This is a genomic window from Paracoccus sp. MBLB3053 (assembly GCF_031822435.1).
GTDB lineage: Bacteria > Pseudomonadota > Alphaproteobacteria > Rhodobacterales > Rhodobacteraceae > Paracoccus > Paracoccus aurantius.
Window position 1 is genome coordinate 381539 of the sequence record NZ_JAVQLW010000003.1, and the last position, 26967, is coordinate 408505.

A 26967-nucleotide genomic window follows, 5' to 3' on the forward strand; every position below is an offset into this window, starting at 1 on the left:
CCGGAAATGGCGCGACGGGCACGGCTCAGGGTGTGCGCGGCACTGTGCCTTCGAATTCCAGACCTGCCGACGCATGCGAAGCCGCTCGTGGCTGGAAAAGGCTTTCGTTCTCGACCGCATTGAGAAGGAACAGGTAGGCGAGCGCCGTCGACATTGCCCTGCCCGGAAAGCTCGTTTGAAATCGCGCGGTCATGGCCGCCCGGTCCGAGAAAAGTTCGAACACGCGCCTTTGAACGAATTGAATCAGCTCGGGTTCATCTACGCGAATAAGGAAGGCATAGGGTTCGTATGTCAGGTACTCTGCACCCTTCGATCTTTCGACCTTGCAGCTGCCATTCGAACCGACCCAGCTTTCAAGCTTGCCCAAGATCAATTCGCGGTCGCCAAGATAGACCCGGCGCAGCGAGCTGTCGGAAATGCAGAGCCATTCGATGAGCTCGCCGTGATCGTTCATGGGACAGAAATGATAGTCCGGCCAAGGCGATTGCTCGATCGGGACGCGCAGCGCATTCGGGTCACGCGGAGGAGGAGAATAGGACGTCCGGCAAACTCCGTCCCCGAGCTTTTCCAGCGCGGCTTCACAGGCGGCAGTCGGTTGGGCCGTCAAGTGGCGCAGGTTGCTGTCGCAGGTTGCAACCATGTCACCATCCTTCAAGTCGATCAGCGCCAAGGTTTCGGGCGCGATCCTTGTTATTTCGAGGTCGCTCCTGATCTTGTCGAGTCGCCTCGCCGCCTCAAGAAACCGGGAGAGATCGCTTCGGACCCGCTCAGCCTCGATGGGCCAGTCCGGATCGCCGTGCCCGGAGAGGGCGAGCGCCCGTTCCAGCCGCGCATGCAGAATTGCCGCACGCCATCTCAGGTTGCACCGCTCGATCAATGCACTTTTCTGATCGGGCATCATCGCCTTGAAGAAATCGATCTGGCAGGCCTTCAAGGCCACATCGCGCGCTGTCGAGTTCAGGACAAAACCCAGGGACACACCGCCCACCGCCCGGGATGCCAGGTCGAGAAAGGACACGCCAGAAGCGAATACGATCGGAGAGTAGACACCATCAGTTGATCGCAACTGGTCCGAAAACCTCATCGTCACCGCATCGCAGAGCATGTCGATTTCATGGCTGTTGAACGCGCTGAAGCGGGTTTCGGCCGATACAGGTACAACCTCGACGCGATAGCCGGGGCTTCCCGCGAACAGATCGAAGCACATATCGGCGAGATAGCCGCGAAACGGTCGGTCGCCGAACGGATCGCGGTTCTGGTAGGAAAAGGGCTCGATATCGGTCCGGAACCCGATCCTGACCGTAACCACCTCGGTCGCCGGCTCTTGTGCCCTGGCTTGCGGGATCGGCCAGATCATGGCGAAGATGAGAGCAGAGGCCGCAAGGCTGCGCGGACGGGAAAGACGCGTCCGTTCGGGCAGTTCGCCAAAGACGCCCGCCGCAAGGAACGCCAGCACCATGATGACGAGATGCCCGATCAGATCCATACGGCGGCGACAGGAATCGGCGAAGAACTGGGTCGCAGAAAGACAATCGTTGATCAGATAGGTGCTCCAGTAAAGCGTGTGACAAAGCGACAAAGCGCCGGTCAGGACAGCGCAGAGAAGGCCGAGGAGCAGCCTGTATCGCGAGGAACTGCGCAGATCTGCCGATACCAGAGCAAGCGGAACCAACGCCACCAGAAGGATGGCTTGGGTGGGGTAATAGAGAAGGAAGGGAACCGCGCCCCCCATCAGCAGGCTTGCGAAATATTCGGGGTTCTGAGCGATGAAGAATGCTTTCAGCGCGGCGACACCTGTCAATCCGATCAGCGAAACGGCGATGGCGAGGCAGAGACAGGTCAACAGTTGCGGCACATAGCTTAGCGGTCGTTTGGTGCGTCGCGCCCGAGCCCAATCTCCGTTGTCCCAAAGCACTTGCCGGAGCGAGAAGGCGGCAAGCAGCGGTAGCCAGGTCAGCGAGGCAATCCTGAGGGTCTCGACCAACGCGCTGATCAGCAGACCGAAAAGGTTGGTCTGCTCGACGAATTGTCCAATCGGCTCTTGCAACCCTCGCCACGCGGCAGCGGTGCAAAGAACGAAAACGGCAATCATTGCAAAGAACATTCCCGCTTCGGGGCCGGAACCGGCGGAGTCCGGACGCTCGGTCGAGAGCAACAATTCCCTGAGTGCAGGGTCGGTGTAGCTCGGTTCGGGGGCATGTCTGGTTCTGCCGACGGGCTCGGTATCGGGGCTGTCCAGATCGCGCTCGAGAAAGATCGCAAGGATGCCGACCAGATCGTAGCGCAGCGATTCCGCGCGCTGCATGACGCTGGCGAGATATTCATTGAAGCGCGCCATCCGCGCGGCGATGTTTTCGCCGGTAGCCTCCTCGGGGGTTTCGGCCATGCGCTGCTGGAATTCGTTGAGCAGTTTCTCTGTGTCAGCGACAAATTCGCGCTCACGCTCGCGGACGGCCTGCGAAACCTCGTGACCGGGCCAGCTTCCCCTGGCCCTCTTGGCCCAGGCCACCATGAGTTCGAGTTGCGCCAACAGGGACAAAAGCTCGTCATTGCGCGTTTCCCGCTGGCTCGCCAGACGTTGCGCCCAGGCGTGCCCATCAATCGTCCTGGCCCATTGGTCGCGATACTGCTTCAACCTGCCCGTGAGATGCCCCTTGCCAATGGTCTCGTCTCCCGCACTTGCCCGTTCGAGCGTCACGATAAGGTTGCGCATCGTCTGTTCGAGCCGCACCGGGATTCCGACCGCCTGATAGGCCCGCACTCGCAGCCAACCTTCGGTCAGCTGGACGGGCGGAAGCATTTGCGCAATTCCGGCAAAACCGAATGCGAGCATGAGCGGCCATTGGGGACTGTCGAATTTGAACTTGTCGAGATCAACCTTTATCCCCGTGACTGGGATCATCTGAGCAGACTGCAAAATCAGCCGACCAAAGAATGTCAAAGAGATATAAACGATAAGAATGGCGCCTGCATAAATGAAATAGGCGCGGATCAATGCGCTTCTTCCCCCGATGCTGTTGGGGCTAAGTTCGACAAGTGCGCGCGAGGGAGAATTCACCACTGACCTCACGCGAAATCTTTGCCAGGCAAAAATGGCAACGAAGAAGCAGCCAAATGCAAATGCATAAACGAAGCTGGGAGAAAACTTGACGCCCATCATCGGAACCTGTGCCAGCTCTTCCGAGCGAAGCTGGTGATAGGCCCATAATGACCAAGGAACTCCCGCAGGCCATGGGTCGTCCATGTGGCCTCCGATAATCTTTGAAATACCATTACATGTTGGACGCCGACGCTAGGGTCGGCGTCCGCGCCGACTAGCAGCGTTGAACATTGGGATCGCAAGGCCCCGCGATTGCCGGTTGGGTGGTTGCTGTCGCCGCGCCCAGCAAGGAAGCGGAAACGGCCAGAGATAAAAGTATAATTCGCATGATAATCTCCTAACAAATAAAAACGGATATTATCACGAATTCAGGTGAATTGATATAGATTGACCGGGTTGGAAACTATTGAAAAATAATGAGCCTTTTGGCTGCCTTTAAAGTTACCCGCGAATCGGTGGGGCGAAAGGACGCCAATCGGTTGGGGTGAATAATATTCCTGGCCGGATCTTTGCCGGCTCGGCATTCCTGCATGCGCATGGCGCGCTTGCGCGCCCGAAATTCCAGTCGTCACAAGGGGTGCCCCTCGTGAAAGACCTGTGCGCCATGCACCCACCCTTGCCGAGTTGGCAGGGGCGTCATCCGCAATGCCTCGAACAGAAGGCCAACTGCACAAATTTCGTCCAGTCCCGCCTCTGGCCCAGATTTTCCCCTTGCATCTCAAATTTTCTCTTGAGGAAATCATTTTTCCTCTCAATGATCCCATCAAGGCCAGATCCAAACAGATGGAGATGAAGATGTGCGGCATAGTAGGCCTCTTCCTGAAGAAGGAAGAACTGCGTCCAAAACTGGGGGACCTGCTCACGGACATGCTGATCACCATGACCGACCGCGGGCCCGACAGCGCGGGTATCGCGATCTACGGTGATGACGGCGTTCTCAAGCTGACGGTCCAGTCCGACACACCGAACGAGACCTTCGCCGGGCTGGACGCCGCGCTTTCCGCCGCGCTTGACGGCCCTGTCACCATGCGCGTCATCGACACCCACGCCGTCCTGACCCTGCCCGAAGGGACCGAACCACTTGCCCGCGCCTTCATGGCCGAGAAAGGCATTCGCATCATGGGCGCCGGCCATTCCATGGAAATCTTCAAGGAGGTCGGCCTGCCCAAGGATGTCGCTGCCCGCTTCAAGCTGCAAGCCATGGCAGGCAGTCACGGCATCGGGCACACGCGGATGGCAACGGAAAGCGCGGTGACGACGCTTGGCGCACATCCCTTCTCGACCGGAACGGACCAGTGCCTCGTCCACAATGGCTCGCTTTCGAACCACAACCAGATGCGCCGCATCCTGTCCGAGAAAGGCTTCGCGCCGCAGACCCAGAACGACACCGAGGTCGCCGCCTGCTATATCTCGTCCCGCCTGGCCGAGGGCGCGAACCTGGGCGAGGCACTGGAAGGAACGCTGCAGGATCTGGACGGATTCTTCACCTTCGTCGTCGGCACCAAGAACGGTTTCGGCGTGGTGCGTGACCCGATTGCGTGCAAACCCGCCGTCATGGCCGAGACCGAGGATTATGTGGCCTTCGGCTCGGAATACCGCGCGCTTGCCAACCTGCCGGGCATCGACACTGCCCGCGTCTGGGAGCCCGAGCCCGCCACCGTCTATTTCTGGGAGCGCTGAGATGCAGACCGTCGATCTTGCCACCACGACCCTGCGCGATCTGAATGTCGCACTGCAGGGCCAGTCCGTCAGCAGCAATCAGACGCGATGGGAAGTTCTGAACCCCAAGGGTGCCCATGCCATTGCCGTCGGTCTTGACGCGCCAATTGAAGTCACCGTCAAGGGCTCGACCGGATATTACTGCGCTGGCATGAACAAGCAGGCAACGATCCATGTGACCGGCTCGGCCGGGCCCGGCGTGGCCGAGAACATGATGTCGGGCACCGTGGTAATCGAGGGCGATGCCAGCCAATATGCTGGCGCGACCGGCCATGGCGGATTGCTTGTGGTCAAGGGAAATGCCTCGTCCCGCTGCGGCATCTCGATGAAGGGCATCGATATCGTCGTCTTCGGAAATATCGGCCACATGTCGGCCTTCATGGCCCAATCGGGCAACCTTGTCGTGCTGGGCGATGCTGGCGATGCGCTTGGCGACTCGCTTTACGAAGCGCGGCTGTTCGTGCGCGGTTCGGTCAAGTCGCTGGGCTCTGACTGCGTCGAGAAAGAGATGCGCCCCGAGCATCTGGAAATCCTGCGCGCCCTGCTTGAGCGCTCGGGTGCCGACGCCGATCCTTCGGAGTTCAAGCGCTACGGCTCGGCCCGCCAGCTCTACAACTTCCACGTCGATCACGCCGGAGCCTATTGATGAGGGACATCATGGAATCTACCCCCCAGACCCTGCCGCGCGACAGCTGGACCTTCAGCCCGGAAATCAATGCCGAAATCCGCCGCGCCGCCGATACGGGCATCTATGACATTCGCGGCGGTGGGGCGAAACGCAAGGTGCCCCATTTCGACGACCTGCTGTTTCTTGGCGCTTCGATCAGCCGCTACCCGCTGGAAGGCTATCGCGAGAAATGTGACACTTCGGTGCTGCTCGGCACGCGCTTTGCCAAGAAGCCGATCAAACTGAAGATCCCGATTACCATTGCCGGAATGAGCTTCGGCGCGCTTTCGGGGCCCGCGAAAGAAGCACTGGGTCGTGGCGCGACCTTGGCCGGCACTTCAACAACCACCGGCGATGGTGGCATGACCGATGAAGAGCGCGGCCATTCCGAAAAGCTGGTCTATCAGTATCTGCCCTCGCGCTACGGGATGAACCCCGACGACCTGCGCCGCGCCGATGCGATCGAAATCGTCGTGGGACAGGGTGCCAAACCCGGCGGCGGCGGCATGCTTCTGGGCCAGAAGATCACCGAGCGCGTCGCCAATATGCGCAACCTGCCCGTCGGAATCGATCAGCGTTCGGCTTGCCGCCATCCTGACTGGACCGGGCCGGACGATCTGGAAATCAAGATCCTGGAACTGCGCGAGATCACGAATTGGGAAAAACCTATCTACATCAAGATCGGGGGCGCCCGGCCCTATTACGACACTGCGCTTGCGGTGAAGGCAGGCGCAGATGTGGTCGTGCTGGACGGCATGCAGGGCGGCACGGCTGCGACGCAGGACGTCTTCATCGAAAACGTCGGTCAACCCACGCTTGCCTGTATCCGCCCCGCAGTTAAGGCGCTGCAGGATCTGGGCATGCACCGCAAGGTCCAGCTTGTTGTCTCAGGCGGCATTCGTGGCGGTGCGGATGTGGCCAAGGCGCTGGCACTAGGCGCCGATGCCGTCGCCATTGGAACTGCCGCCCTGATCGCCATCGGCGAGAATGACCCGAAATGGGCGGCGGAATACACCAAGCTAGGGACCACCGCGGATGCCTATGACGACTGGCATGAGGGCAAGGACCCAGCGGGCATCACCACGCAGGACCCTGAACTGATGAAGCGGCTGGATCCGCTTGAGGCGGCCCGGCGGCTGCGCAACTACCTCGCGGTGATGACGCTGGAATGCCAGACCATCGCACGCGCCTGCGGCAAGAGCCATGTGCACAATCTCGAACCCGAGGATCTGTGCGCCCTGACCATCGAGGCGGCCGCAATGGCCGGCGTTCCGCTGACTGGCACCAACTGGATCCCCGGCCAGAACGGATTCTGATCCGAGAATCCGAGGGCGGGGCGATGCATCCCGCCCCGGTTCCTTCTCACGCAACAGGGTACAACCAGATGACTGATCTTGCCGAATTCGCCCGCGCCAAGGGCATCAAGTATTTCATGATCTCATATACCGACCTGTTCGGCGGACAACGCGCCAAGCTCGTGCCCGCCCCGGCAATCGCGGATATGGCCAAGGACGGCGCGGGCTTTGCCGGATTCGCGACCTGGCTCGACCTGACCCCCGCACATCCTGACATGCTGGCCGTGCCCGACCCGTCGTCGGTGATTCAGCTGCCGTGGAAAAGGGATGTCGCATGGGTGGCATCAAACTGCGTCATGTCGGGCAATGGCCCGCTGGAGCAGGCACCACGCAATGTGCTGACCCGCCTGATCGGCGAAGCCGCCGAGATGGGGCTGGAAATCAAGACGGGGGTGGAGCCCGAGTTCTTTCTTTTGACTCCCGAAGGCACCGAGATTTCGGACCCTTCCGACACTGCGGTGAAACCATGTTACGACCAGCAGGCCGTGATGCGCCGCTATGATGTCATCGCTGAGATCTGCGACTACATGCTGGAACTAGGCTGGGAGCCCTACCAGAACGACCACGAGGATGCGAACGGCCAGTTCGAGATGAACTGGAAATATGACGGAGCGCTGGCCACCGCGGACAAGCACAGCTTCTTCAAGTTCATGACCCGTTCGATTGCCGAAAAGCACGGGCTTCGCGCGACGTTCATGCCCAAGCCCATCATGGGGCTGACCGGGAACGGTTGCCACGCCCATATCTCGGTCTGGACCAAGGATGGCAAGAATGCCTTCGCCGACGACAGCAAGGAGTTGAGCCTGTCGGAGGACGGTCGCCATTTCCTGGGCGGAATCATGGCCCATGCCTCGGCGTTGGCCGCGATCACGAACCCGACGGTGAACAGCTACAAGCGCATCAACGCGCCCCGCACCGTTTCGGGGGCAACCTGGGCTCCGAATACGGTGACCTGGACGGGCAACAACCGCACCCACATGGTCCGCGTCCCCGGCCCGGGACGGTTCGAACTGCGCCTGCCTGACGGCGCGGTGAACCCCTACCTGCTTCAGGCGGTCATCATCGCGGCCGGTCTGCGGGGGCTCAGAAGCAAGGCCGACCCCGGTCGTCGCTGGGATATAGACATGTATGCCGAAGGCCATACCGTCACCGATGCACCCAAGCTGCCCCTGAACCTGCTGGATGCAATCCGCGCCTATGATGAGGACGAGGGGTTGAAGTCGGCCATGGGCGAGGCGTTCTCGGCAGCTTATGTGAAGCTCAAGACCCAGGAGTGGAACGCCTATTCCGCCCATCTGTCGCAGTGGGAACGGGACAACACCCTGGACATCTGATCCAAACCCCACCGGAAAACTGGTTCAACCGGTTCACTCTTTTGGTTCATCTCTCTTGCAAGACAGGCCCCCGTCGTTCAGGATCGACCTGCCCGGCAGCCAGGAACGCGACGTGAGCCTATTGCAGCCCCAGAACCGCGGCCCGTTTCTTGAGGCCGCGGATTATGAAATTCCCGATGCCGGTCCGGCCGTGCAGTTGGTGACCGAAGCGCTAGGCGCGCGCATTGCATCGGGTGACTATCCGCCGGGCAGCCGCCTGCCCTCGGAACGCCAGTTGGCAAGCAGCCTTCGCGTTGCCCGTAACACCCTGCGCGAAGCGCTGGACATCCTGGTCCGCAAGGGCCTGATCAGCCGCCGGGCGGGAGCGGGGTCCTACGTCTCCGAACCGGGCGAGTGGGACGAGGCCGCGCCGGTCATTGCAGCCACCGGGCCGCTGCACCTGCAGGTGGTCCGCGGTATTCTAGAGCCCGAGATGATCCGGCTTGCCATCATCAACATCCCTCCGCTTGGGATCGACCGTCTGAACGGTGTTCTTGCCCGGATGCAGGCCACCAACGAACCCGCCCGCTTTGCCCGGATGGAAGACGAATTCCGCCTGATCCTTGCTGAGGGGACGGGCAATCCGCTTCTGCTGGCCTGCTTGAACCTGGTGATCAAGGCGGGCCGGCAGCGCCATCGGGACGGGCTGCAACGCCGACGTCTCACGCCCGATAACATTCAGCGCCTGCGCACAGGTTACGCAGCACTGGCCGACGCAGTGTCGGAACGGGACATCCCGCGCGCGCTGGAGCTCGTACAGCAATCCTTGCTCGAGGAGCAGGACCTGCTCATGCAGGAGGGATGATTGTCCGCTGCGTCCAGAGGAGGCCCAGACTGGCCAACTCTGCCAGCAGCAGCTCTTCGTGCCGCTCCAACCAGTCGAGAACCGAAAGGAAGGCCTGAATGCGCGCCTTGCCCTTTTCGATCCGAACCACCGGCCAGCGCCCGATCAAGGCATGATCGATGCCGAACAAGGCTTCTCCGTACCACCGCGCCGGCCCGAACGCCTGCATCATCTGTCCGCCGCGTTTCATCGCGCCCAGGACCGACATGGAATCGGTTCGACCGCAAATTTCCACCGCGGCCTGCCACAGATCCAGAACCGAGGCATATTCCCAGCTGACCGCTGACCAATGCCCGGGAAAGCGATCGGCATAGGCGGCATGAAAGGCCGATGGGCGGCGAAAGAAGAACGCCGTTCCCTCAAGCTTCGGATCGTCGAAATCCGGAAACTGAAAGATGAAATTTTCCATGAAGTCCGGCGAGGTGCGGCCGACCATCCGCTGGTAATTGTCACCCGTGCAGGAAAGGATAGGGCCTCTGAACCCGGCATCGAAGGCGGCCTCGGTCAGGGCATGCACCATATGCGGTTCGGACGAGCACCAGCAGATCACTTGCGGGTCGGCTTTCAGCATCGCGCCGACAATGGCCCTGGCATCGCGTTCGGCAGGATCGTAGCTGATTTCACTTACCACTTTCCTGCCCTTCGCGGCGAAGGCCGCGCGATAGGTCGCCAGCGAAGGTCGCCCCATCATGTCATCCTGGCTGCACAGGGCGACCCGGCGCAGGTCCGGTCGCTGCTCGGCGAGCCATTCCACCCCCGTCACGACGAAAAGTGGGTGAATCTCGGCAGGGGCAATCAGGCTGGGTGTTTGCGGTGACAAGTCGAACGGCAAGAGTGTCGTCGTCAACACCCGTCGCGCCATCAGCCAGGGCAAGGCCGGGGCAAGGCTGTCTCCGCCGAGTCCCAAGAGCAGGCAGACCCCGTGATCCTCGACCAGTTCCCGGGCAGCCACGCGTGTCTCCTCGGCCGATATGGCGGCATCTCGGGCAATGATCGCGACCGGCCTTCGTCTGCCCAGGACAGGCAACCCGCCTTGCCCGTTCACCCAATCCGTCCAGATCTGACAGCCTTCAAGGCCCGGCCGCCCCCAGGGCGCGGACGGCCCGGTGAGCGGTGCCAGAAAACCGATTCGTACCGTCTCCTGCCCGCGCAGCATGCTGCGTGGCATATTTCCGGTCATTGCCAGGCGCTGTGCCAGAGAAGTGGTCATAATCCGAGCCTACCGCGCGTCCTGTCGCCTGTCGAAGGGTGAACGGCAGAGATTATTCATTCACAGGAAGAAAAATTATTGACTGACAGGCGATCTGGTCTCCCAATTGGATCATACCAAATGGATCAAACATAGATTTCGGTCCAAACCAAAACAGACAGGGATTCCAGATGACTCAGCGTGTCGCCGTGATCGGCGCCGGGCCTTCCGGTCTTGCGCAACTCCGAGCCTTCCAATCCGCCGCACGGAAAGGCGCTTCCATCCCCGAAGTGGTCTGCTTCGAAAAACAGTCAAACTGGGGTGGGCTTTGGAATTACACATGGCGCACGGGGACCGACGAGCACGGCGAGCCGGTTCATGGCTCGATGTATCGCTATCTCTGGGCCAATGGTCCGAAGGAGGGGCTGGAGTTCGCCGATTATTCCTTCGAGGAACATTTCGGCCGCCAGATCGCCTCATATCCACCCCGCGCCGTGATGTTCGATTATATCGAGGGCCGTGTGAAAAGGGCTGGGGTGCGCGACTGGATCCGCTTCTCGACCGTGGTGCGTTGGGTCGAGTTCAACCCCGAGTCCGAGGACTTCACCATCACCGTCCACGACATGGAGCAGGACCATGTCTACAAGGAGCGCTTCGATCACGTGATCGTCGCCTCAGGGCATTTCTCAAGCCCGAACGTGCCCGAATATCCCGGCTTCGACCAGTTCTACGGCCGGATAGTCCACGCCCATGACTTCCGCGACGCCCGCGAGTTCGAAGGCCAGGATGTGCTGGTCGTCGGCTCCTCCTATTCGGCCGAGGATGTCGGCTCACAATGCTGGAAATACGGCGCGAAGACCGTCACGTCGTGCTATCGATCTGCGCCCATGGGGTTCAACTGGCCGGACAACTGGGAAGAAAAGCCCGCGCTGGTCAAGGTCGAGGGCAAGACCGCCTTCTTCAAGGACGGGACCTCGAAACATGTCGACGCGATCATCCTGTGCACGGGCTACCGGCACTATTTCCCCTTCCTGCCCGACGACCTGCGGCTGAAGACGGCGAACCGGCTGGCGACGGCCGACCTGTACAAGGGCGTGGCCTATGTCCACAACCCGCAGCTCTTCTACCTTGGCATGCAGGACCAGTGGTTCACCTTCAACATGTTCGACGCCCAGGCCTGGTACGTCCGCGACATCATCCTGGGCAGGATCACCATGCCGGGTGACAAGCAGACCCTGATGGCCGATGTCGCCGCCCGCGAGACACGCGAGGAAGCCGAGGACGGGACGAAATACGCGATCCTCTACCAGGGCGATTACGTCAAGGAATTGATCGCCGAAACCGACTATCCCGATTTCGACGTCGATGGCGCCTGCGAGGCATTCTTCGAATGGAAGCACCACAAGGCCGAGGACATCATGGCCTTCCGCAACCATTCCTATCGCTCGGTGATGACCGGGACCATCGCCCCGCCGCATCACACGCCATGGAAAGATGCGCTGGACGATTCCATGGAAGCCTATCTGCGCAACTGAGCCATCGACGGCGCGGAAAGGCTCCGCGCCGCCCCTCAAAGAAGGGACAGATGCCGTGAACAGCATCACCTACCCCCGCCTGTTTCGACCAGGACCGGCAAGCCCCGGCGGGCTGCGCCGCCTTGACGGACCCGCGCGCGGCACGGCCCGCGAACGGCATGTCGTGGCGGGTGGCGGCGCCCTGATGCTCGCCCTGGCCGAGGGCGACCGTTTCAGCATCATCAATGCCGAGGGCGGGCAGCGCGCCGAGCTGGTCCTATCCGACCTGCAGGGCCGCATCCTGTCGCTTGGCGCGGCGCTTTCCGAACCGCATGGCCTGCGCCGCAGCCTTTCCTCGGATGAACCCACCCTTGCGCGGCTGGCACGCAGCATCGCGGCGCGCGGCATAGATCTTTCCGCCCCCTGCGCCGTCACGCTGTTCGGCGCGGACAGCCCCGCAGGGGACAGCGCCGAATTCACCGCCCCCGGCGCGGGTTGGCTGGTCGTCGCCGCCCCCGCCCTGCCGATGCATCCGGAAAGCGGCGAGACCGCAAGCCCCCTCACGCTGCTGATCGAGCGTGCGGACCCTGAGGGCAAGGTGGGCCACGATCTGCCCGATCCGCTGGCCGATCCGATCCTTGACCTGCGGGTGAAATCCGCGACCGCCGAGGGCTATCTCGTGCGCGCGGGCGAATATGTGCAGATCCTCGACGTGGACGGGCGTCAATGCACCGATTTCCAGTGCTTCGACGCCCGCAAGCTGGATCACGGTATCCAGAATCCGCTGGATGTGACCACGACGCGAACGGTCCTTGGGCACAGCTACCCGATGCCGGGGCTGCATTCGAAATATTTCGACCAGGACATGACGCCGCTGATCGAGGTCGTTCAGGATACCTGCGGCCGGCATGACGCCTTCGCCATGGCCTGCTCGGCCAAGTATTACGACGATATCGGCTATCCTGGCCATGCCAATTGCTCGGACAATTTCAACGCGGCGCTGGAGGGTTTCGGGGTCGCGCCGCGCAAGGGATGGATGGCCGCGAATTTCTTCTTCAACACCTGGATCGATGCCCATGGCTTGCTGATGACGGACGAGCCTTGGTCCCGGCCCGGCGATTACGTGCTGCTGCGGGCGCTGACCGATATCGTCTGCGTCTCGTCGGCCTGCCCAGATGACACCACCGCCGCGAATGGCTGGCACCTTTCGGACATCCATGTCCGCAGCTATGCCGCCACCGAGCGTTTCCAGCGCGCCGTCGCCTGGCGCCCCATGCCGGATAGCGAACCCATCATGACCCGCCAGACCACGTTCCACGACCAGTTCGCCGCGATCACGCGGGAATTCATCGACTACAAGGGGTTCTGGCTGCCCAACACCTTCCCCAATTCCTCTCCCGAAGAAGAATATCGCGCCTGCCGCGAGGGCGTGGCGATGATGGACCTTTCGGCGCTGCGCAAGTTCGAGGTCACCGGCCCCGACAGCGAGGCTCTGCTGCAATGGGTGCTGACACGAGACGTCACGAAGCTGGGCGCGGGTCAGGTCGTCTACTCCGCGATGTGCTACCCGCATGGCGGGATGATCGACGACGGCACGCTGTTCCGCATGGGGCCGGACCGCTTCCGCTGGATCGGCGGCAGCGATTTCGGCGGGGATTGGATGCGCGAACAGGCCGCCGAGCTGGGTCTGAACGTGATGATCCGCGCCTCGACCGACCAGCTTCACAATCTGGCGGTCCAGGGACCGCTAAGCCGCAAGGTGATGGACAAGGCGGTCTGGACCGCGCCGCATCAGACCGCGATCACGGAACTGGGCTGGTTCCGCTGGACGCCGGGCCGCATCGGCGGCCCCGAAGGTGCGCCCGTGGTGGTCTCGCGCACAGGCTATACGGGCGAGCTGGGCTACGAGATCTTCTGCCATCCCAAGGACGGCGCGGCGGTCTTTTCGGCAATCCATGAGGCCGGGGCATCCCGCGGCATCCGGCCGATGGGACTTGCCGCGCTGGATCTTCTGCGGATCGAAGCGGGGCTGATCTTTGCCGATTACGAGTTCAGCGACCAGACCGACCCGTTCGAGGCCGGGATCGGCTTTACCGTGCCGCTGAAATCCAAGACCGACGATTTCATCGGGCGCGATGCCTTGCTGCGGCGCAAGGAACATCCACGCTGGAAGCTCGTGGGGCTTGAAATCGACAGCCGTATTCCTGCGCATCACGGAGATAGCCTGCATGTCGGTCGCGCGCAGGTGGGCGAGATCACCTCGGCCATGTGGTCGCCGCTGCTTGGCCGACAGATCGCACTGGCGAGGGTCGACGTGACCCATGCCGCCGAGGGCAGCGAGATCGAGATCGGCAAACTTGACGGGCAGCAGAAACGCCTGCCCGCCCGCATCACCGCCTTTCCCCATTACGACCCGAAAAAGGAAAGGCCGCGACTGGGCTGAAAACAAATCTCTGGGCGGGCCGATGCGACCCTGGGGTCCTGTCCTCGGTTGGCGCGAACGGCCCGAATTGCCCCAGTGACGACAACGACAGATTGGGAGAACTTAGACATGACGAATTCCTGGCGCTTCTCGACGCTATCCGACCGGCATCGCGCGCTTGGCTCGGACCTTGAGGACTGGAGCGGTATGGGCACCGCATGGTCCTATGCCAAAAGCGACCCCGATGCCGAATACATGGCGATCCGCACCAAGGCGGGGCTGATGGATGTCTCGGGCCTCAAGAAGGTGCATCTGAGCGGTCCCGCCGCAAGCCATGTGATCGAACGCGCGACCACGCGCAACATCGAAAAGCTGATGCCCGGCCGCTCGGTCTATGCCACCATGCTCAACGATGGCGGCAAGTTCATCGACGATTGCGTGATCTACCGCACCGGCCCCAACGCCTTCATGGTCGTCCACGGCTCGGGGCAAGGGCACGAGCAGCTGAGCATGGCGGCCTCGGGGCGCGACGTGTCGCTGCGTTTCGATGACAACCTGCACGACCTGTCGCTGCAAGGACCGCTGGCCGTCGACTACCTCCAAAAGCATGTCCCCGGCATTCGTGACCTGCCTTATTTCGCGCATCTGCAGACCTCGATCTTCGGCAAGCCGGCGATGATCTCGCGCACCGGCTATACCGGTGAGCGCGGCTACGAGCTTTTCGTTCGCGGTCAGGACGCGCCGATGATCTGGGACCGCATTCTTGAGGAAGGCGCCGAGACGGGCATCATCCCCTGCCGGTTCACCACCCTCGATATGCTGCGCACGGAAAGCTACCTGCTGTTCTTCCCTTATGACAATTCCGAGATGTACCCGTTCGAAAATGACCCCTGCGGCGACACGCTGTGGGAATTGGGTCTCGACTTCACGGTGTCGCCGGGCAAGACCGGCTTTCGGGGCGCGGATGAACATTACCGCCTGAAAGGCAAGGAACGTTTCAAGATCTGGGGCCTGAAGCTTGAGGGCGACAAGGTTCCGGGGAACGGGGCACCTGTCTATCGCGACGGCCAGAAAGTGGGCGTCGTGACCCAGGCGATGCATTCGCCGCTCAACAATTGGACTGTCGCGATCGCGCGCCTGCCGGTCGATTGCGCGATTGTCGGAACCAGGCTTAGCGTGAACTGCGCCACCCATGGCGAGATCGCGGCCACCACGTCTGCCATGCCCTTCTTCGACCCCGAGAAGAAGCGCCGCACCGCCAAGGGCTGAGGCCCCCGGGCCGGGGTTTGCACCGCCCCGGCCCAAGTCACCACCCAGCCCGAGAAGACATGATGACGATTTCTGTTCCTGACACCGTCTTTGCAAGCCGCCCGCGCCATGCACCACTTCAGGCGCGGCCCTGTGCAAGCGCGCTCATGATCGCGGATGAAGCTGGCAGCGCGGCTTTGTTGTCGCTGGCCAAGCTCGCGCCCGAACTGATGCCTCGATCAACCATCCTCATTTGCTCGGGCAGCGATGCCACGGCTGCGATCCGCGACTTGCAGCCCGCAAGGCTGGTCGAGATCGGGGCAAGAACCGAGTTGCCCGCCGCCCTTCGCGGCCTCCTTGCCGAGGCCCGGATGGGCCTGCAGGCCTATATCGCGGGCGCCGAGGATCTGATCGACCAGGCGGTCGCAGTGCTCCAGACTGCGGGCCTGCCGCCGGGCGCGATACAGACCGAGCGTCGCGGCAGCCCGGCTCGGCGCATGCAGTGCGTGCACTGCAAGGCCATTACCGAGGGGGTCACCAGCGATCCCTATTGCTGCCCCGGCTGCAGCCGATCGCTTTACGTTCGCGATCACTTCTCACGGCGACTGGGGGCTTATCAGGGCGTCTGCGTGGATGCCGAGACACCCGGGATCGTGCCCGAAGCCCAGGAGATCAGCCAATGACGCAGGTTCTGAGACTGACCCAAAAGCAACCCGTTTCGCCCAGGATCACCCGCTTTCGCTTTGAGCATCCCGAAGGACGGTCGCTGCCCGTCTTTTCCGGGGGCGCACATGTCATGGTCACCATGCGGGATGGCGAGGTGCTGCGCCGCAACGCCTATTCGCTGATCTCGGACCCGCAGGACAGTTCGGGCTACGAGATCGCCGTCCAGCGCGAAGATCAGGGCCGCGGCGGGTCGAACTTTCTGCATGAAAAGGCGCAGCCCGGCATGATGCTGCAGATCGGCGCGCCTGTGAACCTGTTCGGCCTGAACCTGACGGCGCGCAAGCACCTCATGATCGCGGGCGGGGTGGGCATCACGCCATTCCTTTCCCAGCTGCACGAGGTGGTCCGCCTGCATGCCCCGTTCGAGCTGCACCTGGCCATTCGAAGCCGCAACGAACTGCCTGCGCTGGCAATTCCGGATGCGGCGCAGGTCCATGTCAGCGACGAAGGCTCGCGAATGAATTTGACCGAGATCCTTTCCACCCAGCCGCTTGGCACCCATCTTTACGTCTGCGGTTCGGCTCGGATGATCGAAGGCGTTCTGACCGAAGCCAGCGCTCTCGGCTGGCCCAAGGATGCGCTGCATAGCGAGGAGTTCCTCGCCCCCGCGCCGGGTGTCCCCTTCGAGGTGAATTGCGCGCGCAGCGACAAGACCCTGACGGTCGGCGCGCATCAAAGCCTGCTCGAAGCGCTTGAGGCCGCGGGAATCGACACCCCCTGGCTTTGCCGCGGCGGCGCATGCGGACAGTGCGAAACCGATATTCTGGCTTGCGACGGAGAGATCGAGCATCACGACCACTGGCTCGATCCGGCCGAGCATTGCTCGAAGATCATGCCCTGCGTCTCGCGTTTTCGCGGCGCGCTTCTGACCATCGACCGATAAGAGGGCGCGTATGACCATCAGCTTCAACAAGGAAACGTTCCGCGGCGATTACAGTTTTCACAATTCGCCCGCCGCGATCCGTCGCTTCCCGTTTCCGTTCGACCGCGACGAATACATGTACTCGGTGAACATGGAGCCGCATCGCGCGACAGGGCCCGATGACAGCGTGTTCAAGCGCCGCTTCGACGTCGACGAACACTACCTGTCCGAGATGGAGGATCGCGCGATCACGCTGGCGCGCGATCCGGCACGCTGCCAGTCCCTGCCCCATATGCGCCTTGCCGGGTGGGATCTTCTCGAACTGATCATGACCTGCAAGGCCCAAGATTATCCCGACCTTTTCCAGCTGACGCGTGACGGCGAACGCTGGCGTTGGGTGAACCGCCCGATGGGGCTCGACGACAGCTTCACCTTCCTTGACGACTCGACCCTGCCCTTCGGCCCGATGGAATACATCACCCGCCAGACCCAGGGAGATTTTGCCGTCCTCGACCAGAGGGAGGGAAATCTCTGGATGGATGCCGGCATGGTCACCAGCCAGGCCGACTGGAGCCTTGACTTCGATATCGGGATGAACTTCTTCGAATGGCACGCCCCGGTGCCCCGCGCGGCTGAAATGGGCATCTTTCAACGTGCGCTGAAATTCCTCCTGAACGTCCAGCAAGACAGCCCCGCCCGCAGACTCAACTGGACGATGACGGTCAATCCGCGTCTCGACACCTCGCCCGAGACCTATCCCGAATGGGGGCCGGAAAAACGCAGCGTGACTGCCGAGAATGTGGGTGGACGGCAATATCTCAGGGTCGAGCTGCAAAGCTTCTGGCGGTTACCGCGCTCAAATGCGCTTGCATTTCCGATCCGCTGTTACCTGTGTTCACTGGAAGATATCGTGACCATTCCGAAGTGGGGTCGAAGGCTGCATCGGGTGATCCGGGATCTACCCGAGGATCTGGCCAGCTATAAGGGATTCGTCGTCAACCGCCCGCTGATCGTCGACTATCTTTCGCAATTCGATGACGGTCAGCCGACCTCGCCCGGAATCTATCCCGACTGATCCCGGCCCCGACGATGGCGCAAGGCCTGCCGTTCACGCATGGGCGGCAAGCCAAAGCGTGCGGAATACACCCGCGAGAAATGCGCGGCACTGGTGAAGCCCGTAACAAGCGCGATGTCCAGCATCGCAAGGCTGGACTGACCGACAAGCTCTCGCGCCTTCCCAAGCCTCAAATCGCGGTAGTAATCCATCATCGAGGCGCCCAGCTCGGCCTGGAAAAGGCGCTGCAATTGCCGCGCGCTGCAGCCGATCTGTCCGGCGATCTGGTCGGGTGAAAGCGGATCTGCCAGATGTCCGAACATCAGCTCGACGGCCTGGATCAGCGCGGGATGCCGAATTTCGAGCCGTTCTGCAGTCGGGGAAAGCTGCGGCTCATCCGCCATGCGGGGGCTTTTGTGAATGAACCACTCGGCAACCTGTCGTGCGAAGCTCGCATCGTGATCGCGTGCGATCAATGCGCACATCATGTCAAGCGCCGCGATCCCGCCAGCGCATGTCAGCCGGTCGCGGTCCATCACGTAAAGCGCGCGTTCGATCAGCAGGTCGGGCATCAGCTCTGCAAGGGCATCGATATGAGCCCAGTGCAGGGTGAAGCGCCTGCCCTCCATCATGCCCAGCCGCGCGAGAATGGCCGCCCCGCCCGAAATGCCGCCAAGTGGCACCTTGCGCACCGACAACGCGCGCAATCCGCGTGCCACTCCTGTATCGCGCGAGAGCATCGGATTGCCGCCCGCAACCACCAGCGCAAGATCAAGGGCACCGACCTCATCCATCGGCGCGGTCTGAAACCCGCCGCCTGATGTCGACGCCGCAAATCCGCCCGCGATCGAGTAGTAGCTGGGCCTGTACAGTTCGCGCCCTGCGAGGTGGTTGGCGGCCCGCAATGGTTCGACCGCCGCTGTCAGCGACATAAGCGAATAGTCGGGCGTCAGAACGAAGCCGATGCGGAAGGGGTTGGGCGCCGGAGCCATTTCTAAACAATTTTTACTCTCACGAACATTATTGACGTCGATGTCCTGGAAAAGCAAGAAACTGTCAGTGACAGGCAAATGCGGCCGAAGGCGCGGGGCTATCATATACCCAAGGACAAGAATCAGGGACGGAAGATCCGTGCGATATTCAGGTTTCAGGGTAATCAAGGAGGCGCTGACCGGCCACAAGGGCTGGAAGCCGATCTGGCGCAATCCCGATCCGCAGCCCGCCTATGATTACATCATCGTCGGCGGCGGCGGACATGGGCTCGCGACGGCCTATTACCTGGCGAATTCGTTCAGGCAATCCCGCATCGCCGTTCTCGAGAAAGGCTGGCTCGGCTCGGGCAATATCGGTCGGAACACGACGATCATCCGTTCGAACTACATGCTGCCGGGCAATGAGCCCTTTTATGAGTTCTCGATGAAGCTCTGGGAAGGTCTGGAACAGGAATTCAACTTCAATGCGATGGTCAGCCAGCGAGGCATCCTGAACCTGATCCATAGCGACGGTCAGCGCGACGCCTATCGTCGTCGTGGCAATGCGATGCTGCTGGCAGGGGCCGATGCCGAACTGCTGGATCAGGATGGGGTGCGCGCGATGTATCCTTGGCTGAACTTCGACAATGCGCGCTTCCCGATCAAGGGCGGGCTTCTGCAGCGCCGCGCCGGAACCGCACGCCATGACGGCGTAGCATGGGGCTATGCACGCGGCGCGGATCTGGCCGGAGTCGACTTGATCCAGAATTGCGAGGTTACAGGTTTTCAGATCGAGAACGGCCGCGTCCGCGGGGTCGAGACATCGCGCGGCACGATCATGGCGGGCAAAGTGGGCGTCGCGGTTGCCGGTTCGTCAGGACGGGTGATGGGGTTGGCCGGGATGCGCCTGCCGATCGAAAGCCACGTCCTGCAGGCCTTCGTGTCCGAAGGGCTGAAACCGGTGATCGACGGCGTCATCACCTTTGGCGCGGGGCATTTCTACGTCAGCCAATCCGACAAGGGCGGTCTCGTCTTCGGCGGCGATATAGACGGCTACAATTCCTACGCGCAGCGCGGCAACATGGCGGTGATCGAGGACGTGGCCCAGGGTGGCATGGCCCTGATGCCGATGATCGGCCGGGCACGTCTGCTGCGAGCTTGGGGCGGGATCATGGACATGTCGATGGACGGCACCCCGATCATCGACCGAACCCCGGTCGAGGGACTCTATCTGAACGCGGGATGGTGCTACGGCGGCTTCAAGGCGACGCCCGCCTCGGGCTATGCCTTCGCCCATCTCATGGCTACCGATACGCCCCACGAAACCGCGCGGTTCATGCGCCTCGACCGTTTCGAGCGCGGCTATCCCATCGACGAAAAAGGCATGGGCGCCACGCCCAATCTGCATTGAGGCCCGGAGCAAAACCGTCATGCTGATCCCCCACCCCCTTCTCGGCCTTCGCGATTCCTCGGAATTCACCTATCTCGGCGATGCCAAGCTTCTGGATCGTCCCGATGGCATGGCCCCGGACGCTGCCGCGCGATTTCATGAATATGTCCACCTGCGCGACAATCCAGCCGGCATCCACCGCGAACTGTGGTTTCACGAACAGGGCGACCGTTCTTGGCTGGTCGTCACCCGCAATACCCTGACGCATGAGATCCTGGGCGCTGAACTGGCCCGAGACGCACGGAAGGGGGGTGCCGCATGACGCGTTTGTCCGGTGGCCTGATCGATCGCGGCCGCAAACTCAACTTCACCTTTGACGGCAGGACCTATACCGGCCATGCCGGCGACACTCTGGCCTCGGCGCTGCTGGCCAATGACGTGCGATTGATGGCGCGCAGCTTCAAGTATCATCGCCCGCGCGGCGTGTTCTCGGCAGGTTCGGAAGAACCCAGCGCGCTCGTGACGCTCAATTCCGCCGCCCGGCGGGAGCCGAACTCCCGCGCCACTGTGGTTGAGCTTTTCGACGGGCTTGAGGCGCACAGCCAGAACCGCGTGGGTTCGCTGGGCTTCGACCTGATGGCCGTCAACGACCTGATGTCGCCGTTTTTCGCGGCAGGCTTCTATTACAAGACCTTCATGTGGCCCCGCGCCTTCTGGGAAAAGCTGTACGAACCCGCGATCCGGCGTGCCGCCGGCCTGGGCGCGCTGTCGTGCGAGCCCGATCCCGACAGCTATGACGCTGGTTTCCTGCATTGCGACTTGCTCGTGATCGGTGGTGGCGCGGCGGGACTGGCGGCGGCCTTGACGGCCGCGCGGAGCGGTGCGCAGGTCATCCTGGCCGACGAGGATTTCCGCCTTGGTGGTCGCCTGCTGGCCGAAAGCGCCCCGCTTGATCGCCCGGCATCGGAGTGGATCGCAGGGCTTGAGGCCGAGTTCGAGAGCCTTCCGAACCTCCGCATCCTGCGCCGCACCACCGTCTGGGGCGCCTTCGACCATGGCATCTACGGTGCGGTCGAGCGCGTTTCGGAAAATCTCGCGGATCCCGCCAAGCGGGTCCGCCAGACACTGTGGCGGATCACGGCCAAGCGCGCGATCCTTGCTACGGGCGCAACCGAACGGCATATCCCCTTCGCCAATAACGACCGGCCCGGTATCATGCTTTCGGGCGCGATGCGGGCCTATGCCAATCGCTGGGCCGCCTGCCCCGCGAAACGAGTCGCGATTTTCACGAATAGCGAGGATGGCCACCGGACCGCCCGCGACCTGATCGCCAAGGGAATCGAGATTGCCGCCGTGATCGACACGCGGCCGGATTCCGCTTCACGCGACTACCGGGTCATCACCGCGGGCAAGGTCACCGACAGCAAGGGGCGCCTTGGCCTTACCCGTATCGCGGTCGAGGCAGATGGCCGGACGGAGTGGCTGGAATGCGGCGCGCTCGGTATCGCAGGCGGCTGGAACCCGAACATCCAGATTGCCTCGCACCATCGCGGCCGGCCGGTCTGGAACGAGACGGTGCAGGCCTTCGTCGCCGGTGAAGGCGGCCCTGCGGGCCTGATCCCGGCGGGCGCTGCGGCGGGCATGGGCTCGGCTGCGCAGGCGCTGAATTCTGGGGCGGCAGCAGCCGTCACCGCGCTGGACGAGATCGGGATAAAGGCCCATCTGCCCGACCTGCCCGAGACAGAGGACTCTGCCGCGAACCTGCGTCCCTTCTGGCACGTGCCGGGGAACTCCCGCGCATGGGTCGATTTCCAGAACGACGTGACGGTCAAGGACATCAAGCTGGCGCATCAGGAAAACATGCGGCCTGTCGAACATCTCAAGCGGTGGACCACGCTTGGCATGGCGACGGATCAGGGCAAGACCGCGAATGTCACGGCCATGGCCATAATGTCGGAACTGACCGGCCAGTCGATCCAGGCGACCGGCACGACGGTCTTCCGCCCGCCCTATACGCCGGTTTCGCTTTCGGTTCTGGGCGGCGGCGATACCGGGCCGCATTTCCGCCCGCGCCGGCTGACCCCCAGCCATGAATGGGCCAAGGCGCAGGGCGCGGCCTTCATCGAGGTAGGGCAATGGATGCGCGCGCAATATTTCCCCCTTTCGGGCGAGACGAGCTGGCGCGAAACCGTTGACCGCGAAGTGCTCGCCACCCGCAAGGGCGTCGGCATCTGCGACGTGACCACCTTGGGCAAGATCGACGTACAGGGCGCGGATGCGGCGGAATTTCTCGACCGGGTCTATGCCAATGCGATGAAAAGCCTGAAAACGGGGATGGTCCGCTATGGCCTGATGCTGCGCGAGGACGGTTTCGCCTGGGATGACGGCACATGCGCCCGACTGGGTGAAACGCATTACGTCGTCACGACCACGACCGCAAACGCGGGCACGGTCTATCGCCATATGGAGTTCTGTCGCCAATGCCTCTGGCCCGAACTCGACGTGCAACTGATCTCGACAACGGATGCCTGGGCGCAGTTATCGGTCGCGGGACCGAATGCCCGCAAGCTGCTCGCGCGCGTGGTGGACGGGTTTGACCTCTCGAATGAGGCCTTTCCCTTCATGGCCTGCGCCAGTCTCACAGTCTGCGGCGGACTTCGGGCGCGGCTCTTCCGGATCTCCTTCTCGGGCGAGCTGGCCTATGAAGTCGCCGTCCCGGCCCGCTATGGCAATGCGCTGATCGCGCGGCTGGTGCAGGTCGGCGCGGATCTTGGCGCCACCCCCTATGGGACCGAGGCACTTGGCGTCTTGCGCATCGAAAAGGGTCATGCGGCGGGGAATGAACTGAACGGCCAGAGCACCGCGCAGATGCTGGGCATGGGCCGGATGATCTCGGGCAAGAAGGATTCCATCGGCGCGGTGATGTCGCGCCGCGAGGGGCTTCGGGCCGAGGCCCGCGTCCTGGTCGGCCTAGAGCCAGTCGATCCCGCCGAGCCCGTCGTCGCGGGCTCGCATCTCTTTTCCGAAGGCAGCGCCCAGAACACCTGGACGGATCAAGGCTGGATCACCTCGGCCTGTCATTCGCCTCATGTGGGAAGCGCGATTGGCCTTGCCTTCCTTGAAAATGGCGAGTCACGACAGGGTGAAGTGATCGTCGCGGCCAATCCGCTGCAGGGGCAAAGCGTGCGCATGCGCGTCGTCTCGCCTCATTTCGTAGATCCCGAAGGAGAACGTGTGCGTGACTGATCTCGCCCCCATCTGCGCTCTTGGATCGGCAAAGGCGGCGATGCACCGCATCGGCTCGCTTTCGATCCGCGAGGACGCGACGCTCGGCCTTGCCTCGTTGGCGCTGCGGCAGGACGCATCGCCCCCGCAGCTGGGTCTCGAATTGCCCGGCCCGGGTGGCTGGACCGAAAGCGAGGGCGTCGCGGCCTTCTGGACTGGCCCCGAGCAATGGATGATCGAATATCCCGGCCGTGCTGCCGAGGATGTCGCGTCCCTGCTGGCCGCCCGCGCGCCGGGATGTTCGGTGACCGAACAGACAGACGGCTTCGTGGCCTTCGAGATCGAGGGGCCGGCCCGCAGTCTGGTTGCGCTGACGGAAAAGCTGGTCAATATCGATCCCCGGCGCTTCGCCCCGGGCGCTGCAACCCGCACCGGCTTTCATCACATGAGCGTCTACGTCATCCGCCGCGCCGAGACCCGCATGGCGATCCTCGGCATGCGCTCCGCCGCGGGCTCTCTCTGGCACGGGCTGACCGAGGCGGCCGAACGGCTGGAGGAAGTGGCGTGACCCTGGACCAGATCGGGACGGCAGAACTGATTGATGGCAAGGCCTTTGCGGCTCGGATTCGGGGCGATGTCGCGTCGGGCGTGGCGCGTCTGAAGGGGCAGGGGATCGTGCCGGGCCTTGCCGTGGTGCTTGTGGGCGAGGACCCGGCCTCGGAGGTCTATGTCCGGAACAAGGGCATCCAGACCCGCGAGGCGGGGATGAATTCCTGGGAACACAAGCTCCCGGCCGAGACCACGCAGGATGCCTTGATGGCGAAGGTGGCCGATCTCAATGCCGATCCGGCGGTGCACGGGATCCTGGTGCAGCTGCCGCTGCCGGGCCATCTTGATGCCGATGCGGTGATCAACGCGATCGCGCCGGGCAAGGATGTGGACGGGTTCCATGTCCTGAACGTGGGGCTTCTCGGCACCGGGCAGAAATCGATGGTGCCCTGCACGCCGCTGGGCTGCCTGATGATGCTGCGCGACCGGCTGGGCGATCTTTCCGGGCTGAACGCGGTCGTGGTCGGGCGCTCGAACATCGTCGGCAAGCCGATGGCGCAGCTGCTTTTGGGTGACAGCTGCACGGTGACGATCGCCCATAGCCGCACCAAGGATCTGGCCGAACTCTGCCGCCGCGCGGATATCCTGGTCGCGGCGGTGGGGCGCCCGCGGATGATCCCCGGCGACTGGATCAAGCCCGGCGCGACCGTGATCGACGTCGGCATCAACCGCATCGAGGAAGACGGCCGCACCCGGCTGGTCGGCGATGTGGACTTCGACAGTGCGGCCAGGGTCGCGGGCGCGATCACCCCGGTGCCGGGCGGTGTCGGGCCGATGACCATCGCCTGCCTTCTGGCCAATACGCTGACCGCCTGCTGCCGGGCGAATGGCCTGCCCGAACCCGAGGGCCTGACGGCCTGAGAATGACCGCCCGGGGATGATCGCCCCAGGCATGATCGCCCCAGGGATGACCGCCCCCCGAGCGCCGATCCTTGTGCCCGGGGGCGTCGCCCCCCGCCCGGCGCGGCCCTCGATGGGGCGCGCAGGGCGCCCTCCTCCCCGGCGGGGGAATGAACCAGGCAAAGGCGAAGACCCGCCTGCGCGCGAAAGACAGTGGAGACCCGGATGACGAAATACTGCCTGACTGTCACCTGCCCCTCGACGCGGGGCATCGTGGCGGCGATCTCGACCTATCTTGCCGGCCAGGGCTGCAACATCACCGACAGCTCGCAATTCGACGATGCCGAGACCGGGCGCTTCTTCATGCGGGTCAGCTTCGTCTCGGAAGCGGGCACCGGGCTCGAGCAGCTGACCCAGGGCCTCGACGAGGCCGCCCGCGCCTTCGGCATGAGCTATGCCTTCCATGACGAGACCGAGAAGATGAAGGTCATCATCATGGTCTCGCGCTTCGGCCATTGCCTGAACGACCTGCTCTATCGCTGGCGCATCGGCGCCCTGCCGATCGACATCGTGGCGGTGATCTCGAACCACATGGATTACCAGAAGGTGGTGGTGAACCACGACATTCCCTTCCACTGCATCAAGGTGACCCGCGAGAACAAGCCCGAGGCCGAGGCCCGGATCATGGCCCTGGTCGAGGAAACCGGGGCCGAGCTGATCGTGCTGGCGCGCTACATGCAGGTGCTCTCGGACGAGATGTGCCGCAAGATGTCGGGCCGGATCATCAACATCCACCATTCGTTCCTGCCCAGCTTCAAGGGCGCCAATCCCTACAAGCAGGCCTTCGAGCGCGGCGTGAAGCTGATCGGCGCGACCAGCCATTACGTCACCGGCGATCTCGACGAGGGCCCGATCATCGAGCAGGACATCATCCGCGTCACCCATGCCCAGTCGCCCGAGGACTATGTCTCGCTCGGCCGCGACGTCGAAAGCCAGGTCCTCGCCCGCGCCATCCACGCCCATATCCACCGCCGCGCATTCCTCAACGGAAACAAGACCGTCGTCTTCCCCGCATCCCCAGGTTCATACGCCAGCGAAAGAATGGGCTGAGCGGAGGTTGAATGGGGGTGGGCTGGCCCTGCCCCCGATCCGAATCCGCGATTGTTCGGCCGCCACCGAGCCTGTATGTTTCTTCACAGGAAATACAGGAATGCAGAATGGCCGAGAACGCCGAGAAACTGACCCAGAATCCCCATGCCTTGCGCGACATTCCCGAGAGAAATCTCGAGGTCGCGATCGGTCGTGTCGTGCGCGACCTGCGCAAGCGCCAGCGCATGACTGTCGCCGAACTCTCCGTCCAGACGGGCATTTCGACAGGGATGCTGTCGAAGATCGAGAATGGGTTGATCTCGCCCTCGCTCACCACGCTTCAGGCCCTTGCCAACGCGCTTCGCGTCCCGCTTGTGCAGCTTTTCGCGGGCTATGCCGAACCAAGGGGAGCGATGCATGTCAAGGCGGGCGCGGGCGTCGAGATCGAGCGGGCCGGGACCCGTGCCGGCCACCAGTATCACTTGCTGGGCCATATCGGCTCGAACAGTTCCGGGGTCGTGGTGGAGCCCTACATGATCACTCTCACGACCGAAAGCGACCGCTTTCCCATGTTCCAGCACGAGGGAATCGAATTGCTCTACATGCTGGAAGGTGTGGTCGGCTACCGGCATGGCGAACAGGTCTATCAGTTGGAACCCGGCGACACGCTGCTGTTCGATGCCGATGCGCCGCATGGCCCGGTGGACCTGACGACCCTGCCCGCACGCTACCTGTCGATCATCACCTATCCGCAAAGCAAATGAAAACTC

Annotated in this window: 21 protein-coding genes; 18 read left to right on the forward strand and 3 right to left on the reverse strand. The window is 62.8% G+C overall.

Annotated elements, in window-relative coordinates:
* Positions 1-25: 25 nt before the first annotated feature.
* Positions 26-2800: a type 2 periplasmic-binding domain-containing protein gene (locus RGQ15_RS18320; RefSeq protein ID WP_311162166.1), complete on the reverse strand. Its 2775-nt coding sequence runs from the start codon at positions 2798-2800 to the stop codon at positions 26-28.
* A gap of 1095 nt (positions 2801-3895) precedes the next feature.
* On the opposite strand from RGQ15_RS18320, the gene RGQ15_RS18325 reads away from it, so the two are divergent.
* From RGQ15_RS18325 to RGQ15_RS18345, 5 genes are all read left to right on the forward strand, one after another.
* Entirely contained in the window at positions 3896-4780 is an 885-nt protein-coding gene (locus tag RGQ15_RS18325) for a class II glutamine amidotransferase (protein ID WP_311162167.1), read from the forward strand.
* Position 4781: 1 nt separating this feature from the next.
* The gene (locus RGQ15_RS18330; protein WP_311162168.1) at positions 4782-5465 is read left to right on the forward strand and encodes a GXGXG domain-containing protein; all 684 of its coding nucleotides are present in this window, start codon (positions 4782-4784) and stop codon (positions 5463-5465) included.
* A gap of 11 nt (positions 5466-5476) precedes the next feature.
* Positions 5477-6802 carry an FMN-binding glutamate synthase family protein gene (locus RGQ15_RS18335; protein ID WP_311162170.1) on the forward strand — a complete coding sequence of 442 codons (1326 nt, stop codon included), beginning with the start codon at positions 5477-5479 and terminating at the stop codon, positions 6800-6802.
* A 68-nt stretch (positions 6803-6870) separates the two neighbouring features.
* Positions 6871-8175, forward strand: a complete 1305-nt coding sequence (gene glnT / locus RGQ15_RS18340) for a type III glutamate--ammonia ligase (protein WP_311162171.1) — start codon at positions 6871-6873, stop codon at positions 8173-8175.
* Positions 8176-8287: 112 nt separating this feature from the next.
* Complete coding sequence (locus RGQ15_RS18345) at positions 8288-9019, forward strand: FadR/GntR family transcriptional regulator (RefSeq protein ID WP_311162172.1); 732 nt, start codon at positions 8288-8290, stop codon at positions 9017-9019.
* On the opposite strand, the gene RGQ15_RS18350 is transcribed toward RGQ15_RS18345, so the two are convergent.
* Complete coding sequence (locus tag RGQ15_RS18350) at positions 9003-10268, reverse strand: ABC transporter substrate-binding protein (protein WP_311162173.1); 1266 nt, start codon at positions 10266-10268, stop codon at positions 9003-9005. The two genes, RGQ15_RS18345 and RGQ15_RS18350, sit on opposite strands and share 17 nt — an antisense overlap.
* A 170-nt stretch (positions 10269-10438) precedes the next feature.
* Here RGQ15_RS18350 and RGQ15_RS18355 point away from each other — a divergent pair, with 170 nt between their 5' ends.
* The 6 genes from RGQ15_RS18355 (at position 10439) to RGQ15_RS18380 (ending at position 18094) form a co-directional block, all read left to right on the forward strand.
* On the forward strand, positions 10439-11782 hold the full coding sequence (locus RGQ15_RS18355) for an NAD(P)/FAD-dependent oxidoreductase (RefSeq protein WP_311162175.1): 1344 nt from the start codon (positions 10439-10441) through the stop codon (positions 11780-11782).
* Positions 11783-11837: 55 nt separating this feature from the next.
* Positions 11838-14204: a DUF1989 domain-containing protein gene (locus tag RGQ15_RS18360; RefSeq protein ID WP_311162177.1), complete on the forward strand. Its 2367-nt coding sequence runs from the start codon at positions 11838-11840 to the stop codon at positions 14202-14204.
* A gap of 108 nt (positions 14205-14312) precedes the next feature.
* On the forward strand, positions 14313-15452 hold the full coding sequence (locus tag RGQ15_RS18365) for an aminomethyltransferase family protein (RefSeq protein WP_311162178.1): 1140 nt from the start codon (positions 14313-14315) through the stop codon (positions 15450-15452).
* A gap of 62 nt (positions 15453-15514) precedes the next feature.
* The gene (locus tag RGQ15_RS18370; protein WP_311162179.1) at positions 15515-16114 is read left to right on the forward strand and encodes a dimethylamine monooxygenase subunit DmmA family protein; all 600 of its coding nucleotides are present in this window, start codon (positions 15515-15517) and stop codon (positions 16112-16114) included.
* The gene (locus RGQ15_RS18375) at positions 16111-17040 is read left to right on the forward strand and encodes a PDR/VanB family oxidoreductase (protein WP_311162180.1); all 930 of its coding nucleotides are present in this window, start codon (positions 16111-16113) and stop codon (positions 17038-17040) included. Before RGQ15_RS18370 ends, RGQ15_RS18375 begins: the two co-directional genes overlap by 4 nt.
* A 10-nt stretch (positions 17041-17050) precedes the next feature.
* The gene (locus RGQ15_RS18380; RefSeq protein ID WP_311162181.1) at positions 17051-18094 is read left to right on the forward strand and encodes a heme-dependent oxidative N-demethylase family protein; all 1044 of its coding nucleotides are present in this window, start codon (positions 17051-17053) and stop codon (positions 18092-18094) included.
* On the opposite strand, the gene RGQ15_RS18385 is transcribed toward RGQ15_RS18380, so the two are convergent.
* Entirely contained in the window at positions 18082-19065 is a 984-nt protein-coding gene (locus RGQ15_RS18385) for a GlxA family transcriptional regulator (protein ID WP_311162182.1), read from the reverse strand. The genes RGQ15_RS18380 and RGQ15_RS18385 overlap by 13 nt on opposite strands.
* 139 nt (positions 19066-19204) lie before the next feature.
* Here RGQ15_RS18385 and RGQ15_RS18390 point away from each other — a divergent pair, with 139 nt between their 5' ends.
* The 7 genes from RGQ15_RS18390 to RGQ15_RS18420 all read left to right on the forward strand — a co-directional run bounded on the left by RGQ15_RS18390 (position 19205) and on the right by RGQ15_RS18420 (position 26961).
* Positions 19205-20455, forward strand: coding sequence for a sarcosine oxidase subunit beta family protein (locus tag RGQ15_RS18390; RefSeq protein ID WP_311162183.1), 1251 nt, complete (start codon positions 19205-19207; stop codon positions 20453-20455).
* 19 nt (positions 20456-20474) lie between these two features.
* The gene (locus RGQ15_RS18395; protein ID WP_311162184.1) at positions 20475-20756 is read left to right on the forward strand and encodes a sarcosine oxidase subunit delta; all 282 of its coding nucleotides are present in this window, start codon (positions 20475-20477) and stop codon (positions 20754-20756) included.
* Positions 20753-23680 (forward strand): sarcosine oxidase subunit alpha family protein, encoded by a 2928-nt coding sequence (locus tag RGQ15_RS18400; protein WP_311162185.1) that lies wholly within the window; start codon positions 20753-20755, stop codon positions 23678-23680. Before RGQ15_RS18395 ends, RGQ15_RS18400 begins: the two co-directional genes overlap by 4 nt.
* Entirely contained in the window at positions 23673-24227 is a 555-nt protein-coding gene (locus tag RGQ15_RS18405) for a sarcosine oxidase subunit gamma (protein WP_311162186.1), read from the forward strand. The genes RGQ15_RS18400 and RGQ15_RS18405 overlap by 8 nt, the downstream gene beginning before the upstream one ends.
* Before the next feature lie 2 nt (positions 24228-24229).
* Complete coding sequence (gene folD / locus RGQ15_RS18410) at positions 24230-25129, forward strand: bifunctional methylenetetrahydrofolate dehydrogenase/methenyltetrahydrofolate cyclohydrolase FolD (protein WP_311162235.1); 900 nt, start codon at positions 24230-24232, stop codon at positions 25127-25129.
* A 204-nt stretch (positions 25130-25333) separates the two neighbouring features.
* Positions 25334-26218: a formyltetrahydrofolate deformylase gene (gene purU, locus RGQ15_RS18415; RefSeq protein WP_311158841.1), complete on the forward strand. Its 885-nt coding sequence runs from the start codon at positions 25334-25336 to the stop codon at positions 26216-26218.
* Between the two features lie 107 nt (positions 26219-26325).
* Positions 26326-26961, forward strand: coding sequence for a helix-turn-helix domain-containing protein (locus tag RGQ15_RS18420; RefSeq protein ID WP_311162188.1), 636 nt, complete (start codon positions 26326-26328; stop codon positions 26959-26961).
* Positions 26962-26967 lie beyond the last annotated feature (6 nt).